Consider the following 18,027-nt stretch of genomic DNA (forward strand, 5'->3'; position numbering starts at 1 on the left):
AACGATGAAAACGATCCATACCGCCTCGATGCTGCCCGTCGCGCGCGCCGCCGTGCGCGTGGCCTTTGCCGCTTTGGCGTGCGCAGTCGTTCCGCAGTTCGCGCATGCGCAGGACCCGGCCAGTTCCACAACGTCCGCCGATCAGGCCTTGATCCAGCGCGGCGCCTACCTCGCCGCTGCCGGCGACTGCGCGGCCTGCCACACTGCGCCGCACGGCAAGCCGTTCGCGGGCGGCTTGCCGATGAGCACGCCGCTCGGCCACATCTACACGACCAACATCACGCCCGACCCGGACACGGGCATCGGCGGCTACACGCAGGACGATTTCGCGCGCGCGCTGCGCGAGGGCGTGGCGAAGGACGGCCACAATCTCTATCCGGCGATGCCGTATCCGTCCTACGCAAAGGTCCGCGACGACGACGTGGCTGCGCTCTACGCGTACTTCATGCACGGCGTGCAGCCCGTCAAGCAGGCCAATCGCGACAGCGACATCAAGTGGCCGATGAACATGCGCTGGCCGCTCAAGATCTGGAACGTGTTCTTCCTCAAGAAGGGCCCGTACCAGGACAAGCCGGGCAAGGACGCCGCATGGAATCGCGGCGCGTATCTCGTGCAAGGGCTCGGCCATTGCGGCTCGTGCCATACGCCGCGTGGCGTCGGCTTCAACGAGCAGGCGCTCGACGAGAGCGGCAACGCGTTCCTCACGGGCGCGCTGCTCGACAACTGGTACGCGTCGAACCTGACGGGCGAGCACAACACCGGGCTCGGGCGCTGGAGCGAGGCCGATCTCGCGCAGTTCCTCAAGACGGGCGCGAACCAGCACGCGTCGGCGTTCGGCGCGATGACGAGCGTCATCAACAACAGCACCCAGGCGCTGAACGATGCGGACGTGCAGGCGATGTCCGCGTATCTGAAGTCGCTGCCGCCCGCGGGCGGCGACGGCGCGCCCGCCTATGCGTACGATCCGCAGGCGACCAAGGTGTCGCTCGGGCGTCCCGCGAACGATGCGGGCGCGCGCGTCTACACGGCGTTCTGCATGCACTGCCACGGCGCCGACGGACGCGGTTTCGCGCCGATGTTCGCGCCGCTGGCGGGCAATCCGAACGTGCTGGAGAAGGACGCGTCGTCGCTTATCAACGTCACGCTCAACGGCACGGGCGACCTCGTGATTCAGGGCGTGCCCGCGCCGTATCCGATGCCCGCGTATCGCGACCAGCTCAACGACCAGCAGATCGCCGACGTGCTGAGCTTTATCCGCACGGGCTGGAACAACAAGCAAGGCACGGTGAGCGCGGCGGATGTCGCGAAGCTGCGTAGCGCGACGCAGTCGAGCGAGGCGGCGCGGTGACGCGGCGCGCGGGCGGAGCCAGCGATGGCGCGCCGCCCGCGCGGTCCATCGTGGCGCTCGCGCGCGACGAATTGCCTGTCGATACCGTGGCGCTCGCGCGTTTCATGGTCGGCAAGTATCTGGTCCACGATCTGCCCGAGGGCCGCGTGAGCGGACGCCTCGTGGAAGTGGAGGCTTATCCGGTCGGCGACTCGACGGGGCACGCGTTCATCGGTCCGCGCGGCTGGAACGCGTCGCTGTTTCTCGCGCGCGGACACGCTTATGTGCGGCTCACGTATGGCGTGTCGTGGATGCTCAATATGGCGAGCGAGGCGGTGGGTGTTGGCGCGGGCGTGCTGTTTCGCGCCGTGGAGCCGCTCGAAGGGCTGGCGTCGATGGCCGCGCGACGGGCTGGCGCGCCGCTGCGCGAACTCGCGCGCGGGCCGGGGCGGCTCACGCAGGCGTTCGGCGTGGGCGCGTCGTTCGACGGATTCGATCTGTGCGGCGGCGAGGGCTTGTGGATCGGACGCGATCGCGAGCTTGCGGCGAACGACGCGTCGCTCGTTATCGGTACGACGACGCGCATCGGGCTTTCGCGTGAAATCGATCGGCCGCTGCGGTTCTACGTTGTCGGCAGCCCGTTCGTGAGCGGGCCGCGCAAGCTGCTCGCATCGGCTTGAAATGGGGCGGGAAGTGGGACGGTAAATTAGGGTGTGAATGAACGATTCCACCCTGTTTTCAGCGATTATTGCGCGGCTTGTATTGTTGTCGAGAACGAAACTGTATTTTGGGGAAATAGGTATTTGCCCTGATCTCTAGTCTCAATAAACTGAAGTCACTGGTCGGCGAACGTCGGCCTCAAAACAAGTGATGGAGGTTAGTGATCATGAATACCCGTACCCTGATTCAAGCCGCGGCCGTTGCCGCGCTCCTCGCCGCTCCGGCGCTCTCGTTCGCCCAAAGCCAGACCAACGCGCCGATGACGCGCGCCGAAGTCCGTCAGGAACTGATCCAGGTCGAGCAGGCGGGCTATAACCCGGCGACCGCGAACGACGCCGCGTATCCGCGTGACATCCAGGCCGCCGAAGCGCGCGTCGCGCAGCAGCAAGACGTGGCCCAGACCCAGCAGCCGGTCGCCGACACCAGCTATGGCGGCGCGCCCGCGGGCTCGACGCAGTCGGGTCAACCGGCACACGCCGCGCCGTCGCAATCGATTTATTTCGGTAACTAAGATCGGTCACTGAGATCGGAAACCCGGTCGCAGGCCGGGTCTCGCCAAGGCGAGATTGTGTCGATGCGCCGACCTGAGCCGTTCAGCACGCCATACCGCGCCGCCGGGCACCGTCCGGCGTGCGGTCAGGCGCCAGGTCCGATGACGGGATAACCGTCCAGCACCCCATCCGGCGAGCCGGCGCGGCGCGACAACGCGGCCGCGCCGGCCCGTGAGCGATCACGCGTTTTTCATGCGTGGAACCTCCGCCGCCGCAAGGTGGCTTATGCCCAACCCGAGAAGGATTGGGCTTTTTTTGCTGCGCGGAGGCGGGCGGTGTCGGACGTCAGGCGCCAGGACCGCCGGTGATGTAGTGCTCGAGTTGCTCGATGGTGAACTGCTGCTCGGCGATGATCTCTTTCACGAGGTCGCCGATCGACACCATGCCCACGAGCCGGCCGCCCGCCATCACGGGCAGGTGGCGCATGCGCCGCTGCGTCATCAGCGCCATGCAGTCGTAGGTGGTCTGGTCAAGCTCCACGAAACGCACGTGCGGAGTCATGATGTCGCGCACGGCCGTGGTCTTCGACGAGCGGTCCATCAGCACGATCTTGCGCGCGTAATCGCGCTCCGTGACGATGCCGACGATGTCGGGTCCGTCGGTGACGACCAGGGCGCCGATCTGTTTTTCGGCCATCAGGCGGATGGCGTCGTAGACGGAATCACCCGCGGCGATCGTGTAGACCACTTGTTCCGGCTTGGATTTGAGTACCTGTGCAACGCTCGTCATAGGGCGACTCCAGTTCGTCCTTCTTGTCTTCGGTCATTGCCTGGTGCGGCGCGGCGAGAGGGGCGCGCCGTGCGTGCCTTCGTCGAAAGCCATGAAAGCCACTCCAGTATAGGCGGATGGGCGCGGCGGAGCCGTCGGGGTATGCGCGAAGTGTGCGTCCGGCCGCCCTGCGGCCCTCCGTCGATGCGCGGCGGATCGCGTTCGCGCGCGCTTTGGTCCGTGCTTCCATCCGCGCGTCCGTCCGTGCTTCCGTCGGCACGGACGAGCCGGCGTATGGGCGGACGCTCCCTCGGGCCTGCGAGGCCGTGCGGCGCGGCGCGTCGCAAATGGCGGTACACTCCGGTTCCTAACTTCAATCCGGCTTCGCGCCGGTTTTTGCCAGACCTCTGTTCCAGATCATGCCTACGCTTCAAGAGCCGTCCTGCGCGGACGGCGACAACGCCAACGAATGCGTCGTGCTTGACGCGAGCGCCACGCTGCCGACCCGTTACGGCACCTTCGAGTCCTACGTCTATCGGGTGAAGGACGGCGGCGCCGAGCATTGCGCGCTCGTGATGGGCGACGTGGGGAGCGGCGAGCCGGTGCTCGCCCGCCTGCATTCCGAATGTCTGACCGGCGACGTGTTCGGTTCCTACCGCTGCGACTGCGGCGAGCAGCTCGACCTCGCGCTGCGCTACATCGCGGCGGAAGGCCGTGGCGTGCTGCTGTATCTGCGTGGGCACGAAGGGCGCGGCATCGGCCTGTCGAACAAGATCCGCGCGTACCAGCTGCAACAGCAGGGCCGCGACACGGTCGAAGCCAACCTCGACCTCGGCCTGCCCGACGACGCGCGCGAATACGATTCGGCGGCGGCGATCCTGCGTCTGCTCAACGTCACCTCGGTGCGCCTGATGAGCAACAATCCGCACAAGTTCGACACGCTCTCGAAGCACGGCATTCCCGTGATCGAGCGCGTCGCGCTGGCGATTCCGATGCGCGAGGAAAACGAGCGCTACATCCGCACCAAGCAGGTGAAGTTCGGCCATTACTTCGAGGAAAACGAGTAAGGCCCCACGCCGGGAACGGAATATGCTCTGCCCCACGCATGAGTCGAAACAAAAAGGGGGGAGCATGTCCACCATTCCAATGAAGATGGCGCTGTGCGTGGCCGCCGGCCTCGCGCTCGCGGCGCCCGGCGTCGAGGCGCAGTCGCAGGCCTACACCAGCGAGCCGGTCGATCTCTATGCGGGGCCGTCCGGCGACTATCCCGTCGTCAGCGAACTCGGGCCGAGCGTGCCGGTCGTCGTATTCGGCTGTGTGAGCGATTACTCCTGGTGCGACATCGGCGCCGAGGGCGTGCGCGGCTGGGTGTACGGCGGCTATCTGACCTATCCCTATCAGGGCGGTTATGTGCCGCTCGCCGGTTACGGCGCGGCCATCGGCCTGCCGATCGTGACGTTTTCCATCGGCGCCTATTGGGGCAGCTTTTATCGCGACCGTCCGTGGTATGGCGAGCGCGAGCGCTGGACGCATGCGCCGCCGCCGGGCTATGGCGCGCGTCCGCCCGCGCCGAACTGGCACGGCGGCCCGGCGCGGCCGTTGCCGCCGCCGCAGGGTGGCGGGGGCCGTCCGCCCGGGAATGGCGGTCCGCCGCCGGGCGCAAGGCCGCCGGGCGGCATGCCTGAGGGCGCTGGCCGTCCGCAAGGCGGTCCGCCGCCAGGCAATGCGCGTGCGCCGGGCAACGCCGCGCCACCGCCGAATGCCGGCCGTCCTCCCATGAACGGCGGGGAGCGCACCGAAGCGCCGCGCGCGCCGCAGCAGGCGCCGCGTCCCGCCGAAGCCCCGCGCGCCCCGCAGCAGATGCCGCAGCAAGCGCCGCGTCCCGCCGAAACGCCGCGTCCGCAGATGCAGCAGCCCAATGCGGGCCGCGCCCCCGAGCCCGCGTTCAATCGCGGGGCGGGTCCCGGTGGTCCGCCGCAGGGTGGCGCGCGTCCGCCCGCGCCGCCCGCCGAACATGGCCGGCCCGAAGCGCCGCAAGGCGGTCATCCGTCCGGCCAGGGCGGCGGCCACGGCGACGAACGCAAGCAAAACTGATCCGCAATCGGAATCTCAATGCCACGGGCGCTCTTTAGGAGCGCCCGTTTTTCTTTGGCGTGCGCTCAGATGAATCACACAATTTTTAGCTCGGTAAAGAGAATTTAAGAGTTTTCGTGTGTCGCGCCCGAGTCAGTCCGAATACCTTAAACGGGCGATTTTTCAACTCCGTACGCCAGCGATTCACGAAATCGCCTGCTGTCGGAGTTCGAGGTAAATCGATCAGGTATGCGATGCATTGAGTGGCCGGTTCGTTGCCGATTCATTGACGATTCCGTCGCCGTGCGTCATCGGCAATTGTCGCGTGCCGGTCAAGGTGTCAGCGAGATTAGCCATTCGGCTAGCTGATTTCCAGCATCAACTGAAGCAAGAATGAGCTTGTCGGGCACGCGTCGATTCGTCGTGGGCGGGCAAGTCGCAACTAAAAAGTTTGGATTCCGAAGTAACCAGGCATGGCGTGGACCGATTAGGTCCGTTCCATGCCGGCCCCATTGAAACGACCAAGGAAGCGTATGAACAAGGCTTATCGATCTGTGTGGAACGAGTCGGCTGGCGCGTGGGTGGCGGTGCAGGAAAACGCCCGCGGTCAGGGGAAGGGCGGCATGAGGGCGAGCGTGCTGAGCGCGGCGCAGGCCGTGGCGTTGCTTGGGTTCGGCGGCGCTGCGCTTGCCGCGAACGCGGCGCAGACGTCATCGGATGAAGCCGCCTCGCTCTCCGGCAATGCGGCGAACGACCAGGGCGCCACTGCGGGCGGCACGGCGAATCCCGGTGCGTACGTCAGTACGGCCGCCTCCGCCACCGCGCTCGAAGCGCAGAACGCCTTGCTGCTTGCGTCGCTGGGTGTGCAAAGCACGGGCGCAGCGTCGGCTTCCACGGTTTCAATGGCTTCCGCGAGTCCGGTCGTGATGGCCGCAGCCGCGCCGCAAGGGGTCTCGCTAATGGCGGCAGGCGCCGGTTCGGGCGTCGAGGCGTCCTCCTTGAACATGGTATTCAAGACCGCTGCCTGGTACACGCAGATCAAGGGCATTGCCAACGCCTCGGGCTCGACGGGGCCGACCGACATGGCGCGCGTGGGCGGTGACGGCAGCATCGCCATGGGCTCGAACGCGCAAACCTCGGCGAACACGAGCATGGCGCTGGGTGTGCAGTCGCTCGCGAATGCAACCGATTCGGTGGCGCTCGGTGCGGGCTCGGTAGCCAATCAGGCCAACACCGTCTCGGTCGGCAGCGACGGCACGCAAACGCACGTTGTCGTCGATGCGGACAATAACGCCGCCACGCTGCCGAGCAAGGCAAACACGCGCCGTATCGTGAACATGGCGGCGGGCCAGGGCGACATGGACGCCGTGAACGTCGCGCAGCTCAAGAGCGTGACGGGCGCGCTGGGCGGCGGCGCGGCGGTGAACAGCGACGGTTCGGTCACGGCGCCGGGCTATGTGCTGGGCAACCAGACCTATAGCGACGTGGGCACGGCATTGAAGGCCGTGGAGAACACGGCCATCACAGGTTCGACGGACGGTGTGAAATACGACACGTCCGCGCATACGCGCATCACGTTCGACGGCGGCACGGACGGCACGGTGCTGTCGAACGTGGCCAACGGCGCGGCGAATCGCGACGCGGTCAATGTCGGGCAGTTGAAGGCAGCAGGTCTCGATGTGGACGGCAGCGGCAACGTCACGAATGCCTTCGTCGCCTACGACGACGCCACGAAATCGCAGGTCACGCTGGCTGGCGCGAGTGGCACACGCATCACGAATCTCGCGGCGGGCAATGTTGCGGTGGGCAGCAGCGACGCCGTGAATGGCTCGCAACTCTATGGTGTTTCCAATAGCGCGGCCACGGCCCTGGGCGGCGGCGCGGGCGTCAACACCGACGGTTCACTGAGCGGACCGAGCTACGTGCTCGGCGGCACGACGTATTCCGACGTCGGCACGGCGCTGAAGGCGGTCGAAGCCACGGCGGCTACGGGTTCTGTTGACGGCGTGAAGTACGACACGTCCGCGCACACGCGCGTCACCTTCGACGGCGGCACGGACGGCACGGTGCTGTCGAACGTAGCCAACGGCGCGGCGGACCGCGACGCGGTCAATGTCGGCCAGTTGAAGTCGGCGGGTCTCGATGTGGACGGCAGCGGCAACGTGACGAACGCCTTCGTCGCGTACGACGATGCCACGAAGTCGCAGGTCACGCTGGCTGGCGCGAACGGCACGCGCATCACGAATCTCGCGGCGGGAAGCGTCGCGGTGGGAAGCACCGACGCCGTGAACGGCGCGCAACTCTACGGCGTTTCCAGTAGCACGGCCACGGCCCTGGGCGGCGGCGCGGGCGTCAAGACCGACGGTTCGCTGAGCGGACCGAGCTACGTGCTCGGCGGCACGACGTATTCCGACGTCGGCACGGCGCTGAAGGCAGTCGAGAGTGCGGCGGCAACGGGTTCCGTGGACGGCGTGAAGTACGACACGTCCGCGCACACGCGCGTCACTTTCGACGGTGGCGCGGACGGCACGGTGCTGTCGAACGTAGCCAATGGCGCGGGGGAGCGCGACGCGGTCAATGTCGGCCAGTTGAAGTCGGCGGGCCTCGATGTAGATGGCAGCGGCAACGTCACGAACAGCTTCGTTGCCTACGATGACACCACGAAGTCGCAGGTCACGCTGGCTGGCGCGAGCGGCACGCGCATCACGAATCTCGCGGCGGGAAGCGTCGCGGTGGGAAGTACCGACGCCGTGAACGGCGCGCAACTTTACGGCGTTTCCAGCAGCACGGCCACGGCCCTGGGCGGCGGCGCGGGCGTCAAGACCGATGGCTCGCTGAGCGGACCGAGCTACGTGCTCGGCGGCACGACGTATTCCGACGTCGGCACGGCGCTGAAGGCAGTCGAGAGTGCGGCGGCAACGGGTTCCGTGGATGGTGTGAAGTACGACACGTCCGCACACACGCGAGTCACCTTCGATGGCGGCCCGGACGGCACGGTGCTGTCGAACGTGGCCAACGGCGCGGCGGACCGCGACGCGGTCAACCTTGGCCAGTTGAAGTCGGCGGGCCTCGATGTGGATGGCAGCGGCAACGTCACGAACGCCTTCGTCGCCTACGACGACATCACGAAATCGCAGATCACGCTGGGCGGCGCGAACGGCACGCGCATCACGAATCTCGCGGCGGGCAACATTGCGGTGGGCAGCAGCGACGCCGTGAACGGCGCGCAACTCTACGGCGTTTCCAGCAGCGCGGCCACGGCCCTCGGCGGCGGCGCGGGCGTCAACACCGACGGCTCGCTGAGCGGACCGAGCTACGTGCTCGGCGGCACGACGTATTCCGACGTCGGCACCGCGCTGAAGGCAGTCGAAAGCGCGGCGGCTACGGGTTCGGTGGACGGCGTGAAATACGACACGTCCGCACATACGCGCGTCACGTTCGATGGCGGCCAGGACGGCACGGTGCTGTCGAACGTGGCCAACGGCAAGGCAGACCGCGACGCGGTCAACCTCGGCCAGTTGAAGGCCGCGGGCCTCGACGTGGACGGCAGCGGCAACTTCACGAACAGCTTCGTCGCCTACGACGACACCTCGCGCGCAACCGTCACGCTCGGCGGCGCCAACGGCACGAAGATCACGAACCTTGCGGCGGGCTCGGCGTCCGGCGATGCAGTGAACGCCGGGCAGTTGCGCGCGCTCGCTGGCACGCTTGGCGGCGGCGCGGGGCTCGCGTCGGACGGCAACATCGTCGCGCCTGCCTATCACGTGCAGGGCGGCACGCAGAACACCGTCGGCAGCGCGCTCGACACGCTCGATACCGGGCTGACTTCGCTGCAGCAGAAGATTTCGGATTCGGGCATCGACCTCGTCACGCAAGACACCACCAGCCGCGCGATCAACGTCGGCGCAAACACCAACGGCACGGTCGTCAATTTCGCGGGCACGGCGGGTAACCGCACGCTCACGGGCGTTGCGGCGGGCGCGGTCAATGCGACGAGCTCGGAGGCGGTCAACGGCCAGCAACTCTATGCCAGCATCGCGAATACGGCCGCAGCGCTGGGCGGCGGCGCGAGCGTGGCGCCGGACGGCTCGCTCGCCGCGCCGTCCTACACGATCGGCGGCACGACCATCAACAACGTCGGCTCGGCGCTCACGAACCTCGACGGCCGCGTCACGCAAAACACCACCGACATCACGAATCTGCAGAAGTCGGTCACCAACATCGCGGGCTCCGTCGCGAACGCTGTGCAGTACGACTCGTCGGCACACGACTCGGTCACGCTGGGTGGCACGGGCGCGGCTGTGAAACTCACGAATCTCGCCGACGCCGTGCTGAGCGCGAGCAGCACCGACGCCGTTACCGGCTCGCAGCTTTTCGCGACCAATATGCAGGTCGCGAGCATCGAGCAGGCCGTGCAGAACGTGGCCACGAGCGCCACGATGTATGTGGCCGTGAACTCGCCGAACGGCGCCGCCACGGCCAGCGGTTCGAACACGCTGGCGGTCGGCGGGGGCGCGGTCGCGAGCGGCACCTCATCGACGGCGATCGGCGATCAGGCGCATGCCAACGGCGCGAATTCGGTGGCGCTCGGCGCGAACTCGGTCGCCGACCGCGCCAACTCGGTGTCGGTGGGCAGCATCGGCAACGAGCGGCAGATCACCAACGTCGCGAACGGCACGGCGCCCACCGACGCGGTCAATCTGGGCCAGCTCAACAGCTCGCTCGGCGGCGTCAACAGCCGGATCGACGACGTCGACCGCGACGCGCGGCGCGGCATCGCGGCGGCCTCGGCGCTCAACGTCGTCACACCGTATCTGCCTGGGCGCACGACCATGAACGCGGGCGTCGCGGCGTATCGCGGCCAGGCGGCAATCGGCATCGGCGTGTCGCGCTGGAACGAGAAGGGCAGCGTCAACTACAACCTCGGCGTCTCGTCGGCGGGCGGCAACAGCACCATCGTCCGTGCGGGTCTTGGCATCGTGTTCGGCGGTTGACGCAGCGGGCAGCGATCCTGGCGGCGCGGCCGGCGCAATGCCGGCCGCGCACCTCACGCGGCACGCCCCGCGCGCTCCAACCGCACGGGCGAACCGTGCGGCCCTTTCCATGGGCAACAACCAACATGAAAACCATCGCCATGGCGATTGCGGCGTCAGCCGTGCTCGCCGGATGCGCGTCGCAGGCGACGCGCGATTCCCTGCAGGTTCAGGACCCCACCGTGCTCGAAGACGGGCTGCGAACGTCGCAGAGCGAGCAAGCCGGCGCGGCCACCGACGCCTGGGTTGCCACGTATCCGGGCAGCATTGGCCGTGCGCAACTCGACGACGAGCAACGCCGCCTTCAGGCGCTCGGCCCGAAGCAAGCCGGCTATTTCGGCGCGAAGGCGCAGTGCTGGATCTACGCCGCGCGCGAGGAGCATACGCAATACAACCATTGGGGATTCGTCGAAGAGGCGGCGCGTCAGGCCGACCAGTTGATCGGCGCGCTTGAAGGGCGCGGGCAGGCGAGCGTCGAGAACCCGAAGCTGCGCACCGCGGCCATCGTGCGGCCCGATCTGTGGCAGCGGTTGCTGGCGGCGAAATCGTCGCCGGTGTTCGCCTCGTGTCAGCCCGCGCAGGAGCGCGTGGCCTGCGCCGAAGTCGAACTGATGCACGCGGGTCACGAGGCGTGGACGCGCTCGTTCGACGCGAGCGCGCAGCGCGTCGACGAAGTGCAGCGCAAGGTCGCCGAACTGCCTGCGGTCCTGAACGCGTGTCAGCCGCCGCCGCGTATCGAGCCGCCTCCGTCGCTGCCGAACAACATCACGCTGCCGACCGACACGCTGTTCCGTTTCGATCGCGGCGATCTCAATGGCCTGTTGCCGCAGGGGCGCGCGAGTCTCGACACGCTGGCGCGCGATATCGCCGAGAGTGGCGACGTCACGGCCATCCGCGCGGAGGGCTATACCGACCGGCTCGGCAGCGATAGCTACAACCAGCGTCTGTCGCGGCAACGCGCGGAAACCGTCGCCGCTTATCTGCGCGATCGGGGCGCAGCGAACGTCGCGGTCAGCGCGGTCGGGCGCGGCAAGGCGAATCCGCTCGTCCAGTGCAATGAGCGCAATCGTGAGGCGCTGATCGCCTGTCTGGCGCCCAATCGCCGTGTCGAAATTTCGCTCGCGCGCCCGTCTGCGGGCGGACAAGCCGCCGCGAAATAAGTCTCGCGCGGCCAGTCTGCCGGTGCATGCGCTTGCGTGCCCGCCGTGCAATGCGGCGGGCACGCGGCGCGTTCGGCATTTCGGGAAGTTTTGGGAAGTTTCAGAAAGACGCGGGCACGCCCCGACGCGTCGATCGTCACGTCAGCGAGCGCTCGCTCGGCGTCTGGCGCCGATTCATCGTTTTCCTACGTTTCTCCTCCTTAAATCCGTCGGATTTAACAATCCCTGACAGTAGGTTTTTGTGCTTGCGACGACAATAAGCCGTCGCCGCCTGATACGTCATCGCCGGAGGTTTTCCGATGACGGCCGACATCGCTCCAGACGGACCGAAATTCCCGGTCCCTGGCGATGCGCGGGGCAAGCGCGGCAAGCACGGAATTCGGCTACGGGGGCCGGCGCGATCGGGACACGGCGACGCGCCGGTGCGAGGACAGAGCGGACTCAAGTTCGCCGCATAACGCTGGTAACAGCGCCTGGTAGTAGGAGTGGCGATGGCGGTGAGCGTGGCGCCATGCAATGAGCACGGCTGCGGCCAGCGGGCGGACGTCGGGCGGTGATGTCCGTCTGCGTGCGACGCGCCGTCGAGGTGGCGCCGGCGCACGCGCCGACGGTTCTGGTCCGGGGGCGAGGACTGCCGGAGACTACGCGGTGCGCGGACTGCGGCCATCGTCACTCGTTTTTCCTTCATCCCTTCAGGCAGGCGCGGGCAGGCACGCACGTCCGGCATGGCGCGCAACGGCGCGCCGTCGAGTCCGTGCGGCCGCGTTCCGGCATCCGACGACACGCGCAGCGCCGGCAGCCCGGGCGGTTTTCATCGTCCGCGCGGCGTGCTCGCGACGGCATGGGTCGGCATGACGAATCAGCAGCACAAGTTGGCATCACGAATCAGCAGTACGCCTTATCAGTAACAGTTAGCCGCGACTTAGCCGAAAAAGGTTAGCCGCAAAAGTGGGCAGCGCGGGTCAGCAACACGAGGTTTTCATGTTTTTCCGTTCCGGCAGCATCCGGTTTCCGCCGGCTTCCCGCGTCAATGGGTCGGGGGGCAGCCGCGATCTTGACCGCGTCGAGCTGGACCTCGCGCGCGACCGTCATGCGCGTGCCGCGATGGAGGCTTACGCCGATTCGTGCGAGGCCGAACTGCCCTGGCTGAGCGAGGCGCTGCGCCAGTCGCGCTTTGGCCGTTCGGACAAGTTGACGCAATGTTCTTCCACCGTGCTGCGTGCCTTCGTGCTCGCGCAGGCGCGCGCCGCCGCGCAGCCCGACTACGCGCACGCCGCGTGGGAGCATGTGCGCGTCCATCTGGCCGCGTTGCTCGCGGGCGAACCGCCTGCGGCCGAGGAGCGCGGCGGACACAGCGGACACGGCGATCACAGCGGCAGCCATAACGGTCACCACGGCGAGCATGCTCACCACGGCCAGCCCGCGCAGGCGGACGCACCATCGGCCGACGATGCGCTCATGCCGTCGGCGCGGCGGCGCTAGCCGGCGAGCACGGCCAGAACAAGGGTCCGCCACGGACCGCCCAGTAGCCGTAAGCGGACCGTAAATGATCCGCGAACGATATGAGAACGCAGCGAAAACGACGCGAAAGCGACGCGAGACTGCCCCGCAAACGCCACGTCATGGGCCCTTGCGTCGGATGAGAGCGTTTTCGACTACCATGGGCGGATTCTGTCTCCCCGATTCGGACTGCGTTTGCCGCTCCCGTTTATTTCGAGACGCTGCGAAAGTGGCGGTTTGCGCGCGCGGCGTGGTTGGCGCGCTGCGGGGTTGGGGAGGGCATTCGCCAGCGCTGTCGGCAACGCTGGCGGGACCGCAGGGTGGAGCCATCCCGAGAACATGAAAAACGATACTGGGTGCGGGGCACTATGAGAATTGCAGTACTGGATGACGATCCGGCGCAGACCGACTTCGTCTGTCAAACGTTGATGGCGGCAGGTCACGTCTGCCACGCATTCGCCAAGGGCGGCGAGCTGGTCCGGCAGCTGCGCCGGCAGACCTTCGACCTGCTCGTCCTCGACTGGAACGTGCCGGACATGGCCGGCGACGAAGTCCTCCATTGGGTGCGGCAGAGCCTGTCCACGCGCCTGCCGGTGCTGTTCATGACGAGCCGCAGCCGCGAGGTCGATATCGCGCTGATGCTCAACAGCGGCGCCGACGACTACGTCGTCAAGCCGGTGTCCGCGCCGGTGCTGCTCGCGCGCGTCGGCTCGCTGCTGCGCCGAGCGTATCAGCTGCATCCGCCCGCGCAGAAGGAAGTCTTCGGCGAATACGAATTCGACCTGAAGTCGCGTCAGGCGACGGTGGCCGGCAAGGCGGTCGCGCTCACGCAGAAGGAATTCGACCTCGCGCTGCTGCTGTTCCAGCACCTGAGCCGCCCGCTGTCGCGCGCGCACATCCTCGACGTGATCTGGAAGCAATCCGACGACATCCCGTCGCGCACCATGGACACGCACGTCTCGATGCTGCGCTCGAAGCTCGGCCTGCGTCCCGAAAACGGCTACCGCCTCACGCCGATCTACGGCTATGGCTATCGCCTCGAACGCATCGAGGGGGACGCGGCGTGACGACCGCCCGCAGGAACCGCCCCGTTGCGGGCGGGCGCGCGGCGCTGGCGCGGCCGTTGTTCGCCTGCGCGCTCGCGCTGAGCCTGCTGCCCGCCCTGCGCGACGCCCAGGCCCGCGAACCGCGCGCTCCCCGCGCGCAGCCGGTGCAAACGGCAATCTACGTCACGCGCGCCGGCGACTCGCTCTACGACATCGCTGTGCGTTATCTGCGCGATCCCGCCGACTGGACCCAGCTCGCGCGCCTGAACGGCGTGAGCGCGCCGCGCCGTCTGCAGGCGGGCGTGCAGCTGCGCGTGCCGGTCGCGCTGCTGCGCCAGGACGGCCTGAGCGCGCGTGTGATCGCCACCAGCGGCCCCGCGAGTCACGCCTTCCGCAGCGCGCCGCAGTTGCCGCTCGCGGTCGGCACGAAGCTGGTCGAGGGCGACCGCGTGCAGACCGGCCCCGAAGGCTTCGCCACGCTCGAACTCGGCGACGGCTCGCATCTGATCCTGCCGCCCAACACCTCGCTCGACCTTGCCACGCTGCGCCAGACCGTGCTGACGGGCGCGACCGACCGCGTCGTCAACCTGCATGGCGGCGAAGTCGATACCGAAGTCACGCACGCCACGAAGAAAGACGATCGCTTCCAGATCCGCTCGCCTTCGGTGGTCGCGGGCGTGCGCGGCACGCGTTTCCGCGTGAATTACGACGGCGACAAGGGCTCGACGGCGGTGGAAGTGCTCGACGGCGCGGTGGGCGTCGACGCCTCCGCGCGCGCCCACGCCGACGCGGTCGCGCCCGCGCCGGGCATGCCGCTCGCGGCGTCGGCGCAACTGGTCGCGGCCGGTCACGGCAGCCTCACGCCGGCGGGCGGCGCGGCCGGCGCGCCCGTCGAACTGCTCGACGCACCGGAACTGCGCCATCCCGCCCGCGTGCAGGACGAGGCCAACGTGGCCTTCGACCTCGCGCCGCGCGAAGGCGCGCACGGCTATCGCGTGCAGATTGGCCGCGATGCGGGCCTCTACGACATGATCCGCGACCTGCGCAGCGACTCGCCGCACGTCGAGGCGGGCGCGCTCCCCGACGGCACGTATTTCGTGCGCCTGTCCGCGATCGACGAGAACGGCCTCGACGGCATGCCGTCCACCTACGCGTTCGAGCGCCGCCGCATTGCGCTCGGCGCGACGGCCGGGCGCGTCGACGGCACGCGCGACTACGCGTTCCGCTGGTACGTCGACCGCGCCACGCAGAACACGCGTTTTCGCTTCGTGCTGGCGAAGTCCGAGGATCTGCGCGCGCCGCTCGTCGACCGCACCGATATCGAGGACGGCGAGGCCGTGGTGCGCGATCTGCCCAAGGGCACCTACTACTGGAGCGTGATCGCCGAGCAGTTCGAAGGCGGCCGCTACTACCAGAAGGCCAGTCCGGTCCAGTCGTTCCGGCTCGACTGGTGACGCAGGCGCGCATGAGCGTGAGCCCGCCCACGCCGCTTGGCCGTCCGGTCGGGCGGCGCTTTCTGTTCGAATGGGCGGGCGTGGCGTGCGCGGGCGTCGTCATCGTGTTGCTGAGCGTGCTCGGACACTGGACGCTCGGCGCCGATCATCTCGTCTACGACCGCCTGCTGACGCTGCGCGAGCGGCCGGTCTCGCCCGACATCGTGATCGTCGAGATCGACAATGCGAGCGTGGCGGCGCTCGGCCGCTGGCCCTGGCCGCGCAGCGTGCACGCCCAGGTGGTCGACCGGCTCGCCCAGGCGGGCGCGGCGGCCGTGGTCTACGACGTGCTGTTCACCGAGCCGTCGTTCGACGACGCGCGCTTCGGCGAGGCGCTGCGCAAGCGGCCCGCGTATCTGCCGATGCTGCTGTCGCCCGCCGACGAGACCGACGGCGGCCGGCGCACGGTCGTCCAGCCCGTCGCGCAGCTTGCCCAGGCGTCGGCCGGTATCGGCCACATCAATCTCGAAGTCGATACGGACGGCATCGTGCGCAGCGTCGCGCTGTTCGAAGGCGACGCCCGGCAGCGCTGGCCGCAACTCATGGTGCCGCTGTGGCGCGCGGTGCGCGGCGGCCAGATCGCGCTCGCGCACGCCAGCTATCCGGCCGATGCCGCGCGCCGCGACGCCAGCCTGCTGCACGCGGGCGGCCCGCAAAGCGAGGCGCGCTTCCTGCTGCCGTTCAGCGCGAACGTCGAGCATTACCGCAAGGTGTCGTTCGCCGACGTGCTCGAAGGCCGCGTGCCGCCGGGCCTGCTGCGCGGGCGCGTGGCGCTGGTGGGCGTGACGGCGTCGGGGCTGTACGACCGCTTCGCCACGCCGCTCGCGGGCACGCTCGGGCCGCTGCCGGGCGTCGATATCCACGCGCTCGTGCTCGATACGCTGCTCAACGGCACCGCCATCGAACCGGCCGGACCGCTGACCGTCGTGCTGGCGTCGCTGCTGCCGCTGGCGTTGCTGCTGGCCGGTTTCCTCGTGTTCGCGCCGCTGCGCACGCTGCTGCTGCTGCCCTTGCTCGCGCTGCTTTCGCTGGCCGCGAGCGCGGCGCTGCTGTACGGCGCGCGCATCTGGCTCACGCCCGTGCCCGCCATCGTCGCGCTGGCCGTGGTGTATCCGCTCTGGAGCTGGCGGCGTCTCGAAATGACGATGTCGTATCTGCGCAAGGAGTTGCAGCAACTCGCCGACGAACCCTATCTTTTGCCCGAGGCGTCCGCGCCGGGCCGCGAGTACGCGGGCGACGCGCTCGCGCAGCAGATGGCGCTGATGGCGCAGGCCGCGCAGCGCTTGCAGGACATGCGCCGCTTCGTCTGGGACAGTCTCGATTCGGTGCCGGAGCCGCTGCTGGTCGCCGACCTGCGCGGCATCGTGCTGATCGCCAATCACGCGGCGCGCGCCTATTTCGCGCGCCTGAACGTGGGCGCGTTCGAGGGCCGCTGGGTGCAGGACGTGTTCGGCGACCTCGCGCTCGTCAAGCCGATCGACCCGAACCCGGAGACGCTTGCCTTCGCGCACGCGCACTGGCCCGCGCCGCTCGACCCGGCGCGCGGCGAATTCGCGCAGCTGATGGAGCGCGGCGTGGAAGTGCATGCGCGTGACGGCAGCGACTATCTGCTGCGCTACGCGAGCTGCACGAATGCGCAGGGGCAGGCGGTGGGCTGGATCGCGGGTCTCGTCGACGTGACGGCGCTGCACGACGCCGAGCGTCAGCGCGAAGACGCGCTGCGGCTGCTTTCGCACGACATGCGCTCGCCGCAGGCGTCGATCGTCGCGCTGGTCGAGACCGAGCGCGAGCGCGGCACGCTGGCCGCCGCGCCGGTGCGCGAGGTGATGGACCGCATCGAGCGCTACGCGCGCCGCTCGCTCACGCTGGCCGACGACTTCGTGCAACTCGCGCGCGCGGAGTCGCAGGTCTACGCGCTGGAGCCCACGAGTCTCGCCGAACTGATGATCGACGCCAGCGACGAAGTCTGGCCGCAGGCGAGCGCGAAGCGCATCCAGATCGAGACCGCATTCGACGGCGACGAAATGGGCTGGATCAACGCCGACCGCTCGCTGATGACGCGCACGCTGGTGAATATTCTGAACAACGCGGTGAAGTACAGCCCACCGGACACCAGAATTATCTGTAGTATCGCTGTCGCGGATAGCCTGCCGCCGCGCGTGATCTGCTCGATCCGCGACCACGGCTACGGCATTCCGCTCGAAGACCAGACGAAGCTGTTCGAGCCGTTCCGGCGTTTTCACGCGGACAAGCGTCCCGAGGTGAGCGGCGCGGGGCTCGGCATGGCGTTCGTGAAGACGGTCGTGACGCGCCACGGCGGCGAGGTCCACGTCGAGAGCGCGCCCGGCAACGGCACCACGTTGACGATGTCGCTGCCCGCGCTCGATGCGCCGGACTGAGCGCAGGTTGCCGCGTG

Annotated in this window: 11 protein-coding genes and 1 pseudogene; 11 read left to right on the forward strand and 1 reads right to left on the reverse strand. The window is 68.2% G+C overall.

The window, feature by feature from the left end; all coding sequences use genetic code 11:
* Window positions 1-4: 4 nt before the first annotated feature.
* From LDO54_RS29385 to LDO54_RS29395, 3 genes are all read left to right on the forward strand, one after another.
* Window positions 5-1,348 (forward strand): c-type cytochrome, encoded by a 1,344-nt coding sequence (locus LDO54_RS29385; protein WP_224014632.1) that lies wholly within the window; start codon window positions 5-7, stop codon window positions 1,346-1,348.
* Complete coding sequence (locus tag LDO54_RS29390; protein ID WP_224014634.1) at window positions 1,345-2,007, forward strand: DNA-3-methyladenine glycosylase; 663 nt, start codon at window positions 1,345-1,347, stop codon at window positions 2,005-2,007. The genes LDO54_RS29385 and LDO54_RS29390 overlap by 4 nt, the downstream gene beginning before the upstream one ends.
* A 206-nt stretch (window positions 2,008-2,213) precedes the next feature.
* Window positions 2,214-2,558, forward strand: coding sequence for a DUF4148 domain-containing protein (locus LDO54_RS29395; protein WP_224014635.1), 345 nt, complete (start codon window positions 2,214-2,216; stop codon window positions 2,556-2,558).
* Window positions 2,559-2,883: 325 nt separating this feature from the next.
* Here LDO54_RS29395 and LDO54_RS29400 read toward each other — a convergent pair whose 3' ends face one another.
* Window positions 2,884-3,327: a CBS domain-containing protein gene (locus LDO54_RS29400; protein WP_224014637.1), complete on the reverse strand. Its 444-nt coding sequence runs from the start codon at window positions 3,325-3,327 to the stop codon at window positions 2,884-2,886.
* 398 nt (window positions 3,328-3,725) lie between these two features.
* Here LDO54_RS29400 and ribA point away from each other — a divergent pair, with 398 nt between their 5' ends.
* The 8 genes and pseudogenes from ribA to LDO54_RS29445 all read left to right on the forward strand — a co-directional run bounded on the left by ribA (window position 3,726) and on the right by LDO54_RS29445 (window position 18,010).
* Complete coding sequence (gene ribA / locus LDO54_RS29405) at window positions 3,726-4,373, forward strand: GTP cyclohydrolase II (protein WP_224014639.1); 648 nt, start codon at window positions 3,726-3,728, stop codon at window positions 4,371-4,373.
* Between the two features lie 64 nt (window positions 4,374-4,437).
* Complete coding sequence (locus LDO54_RS38955; protein ID WP_290371152.1) at window positions 4,438-5,400, forward strand: SH3 domain-containing protein; 963 nt, start codon at window positions 4,438-4,440, stop codon at window positions 5,398-5,400.
* 512 nt (window positions 5,401-5,912) lie between these two features.
* A complete protein-coding gene (locus tag LDO54_RS29420) occupies window positions 5,913-10,373 on the forward strand; it encodes an ESPR-type extended signal peptide-containing protein (RefSeq protein ID WP_224014641.1) in 4,461 nt (1,486 codons plus the stop codon).
* Window positions 10,374-10,498: 125 nt separating this feature from the next.
* Window positions 10,499-11,572: an OmpA family protein gene (locus tag LDO54_RS29425; RefSeq protein WP_224014643.1), complete on the forward strand. Its 1,074-nt coding sequence runs from the start codon at window positions 10,499-10,501 to the stop codon at window positions 11,570-11,572.
* A 981-nt stretch (window positions 11,573-12,553) separates the two neighbouring features.
* Window positions 12,554-12,904, forward strand: a pseudogene (locus tag LDO54_RS29430) (hypothetical protein); the annotation flags it as partial.
* A 536-nt stretch (window positions 12,905-13,440) separates the two neighbouring features.
* Window positions 13,441-14,139 carry a response regulator transcription factor gene (locus LDO54_RS29435; protein ID WP_224014647.1) on the forward strand — a complete coding sequence of 233 codons (699 nt, stop codon included), beginning with the start codon at window positions 13,441-13,443 and terminating at the stop codon, window positions 14,137-14,139.
* Window positions 14,136-15,572 carry a FecR domain-containing protein gene (locus LDO54_RS29440; RefSeq protein ID WP_224014649.1) on the forward strand — a complete coding sequence of 479 codons (1,437 nt, stop codon included), beginning with the start codon at window positions 14,136-14,138 and terminating at the stop codon, window positions 15,570-15,572. Before LDO54_RS29435 ends, LDO54_RS29440 begins: the two co-directional genes overlap by 4 nt.
* A gap of 11 nt (window positions 15,573-15,583) precedes the next feature.
* Window positions 15,584-18,010: a CHASE2 and HATPase_c domain-containing protein gene (locus tag LDO54_RS29445; RefSeq protein WP_224014651.1), complete on the forward strand. Its 2,427-nt coding sequence runs from the start codon at window positions 15,584-15,586 to the stop codon at window positions 18,008-18,010.
* Window positions 18,011-18,027 lie beyond the last annotated feature (17 nt).

The organism is Paraburkholderia tropica, assembly GCF_914484835.1.
Lineage (GTDB): Bacteria > Pseudomonadota > Gammaproteobacteria > Burkholderiales > Burkholderiaceae > Paraburkholderia > Paraburkholderia tropica_A.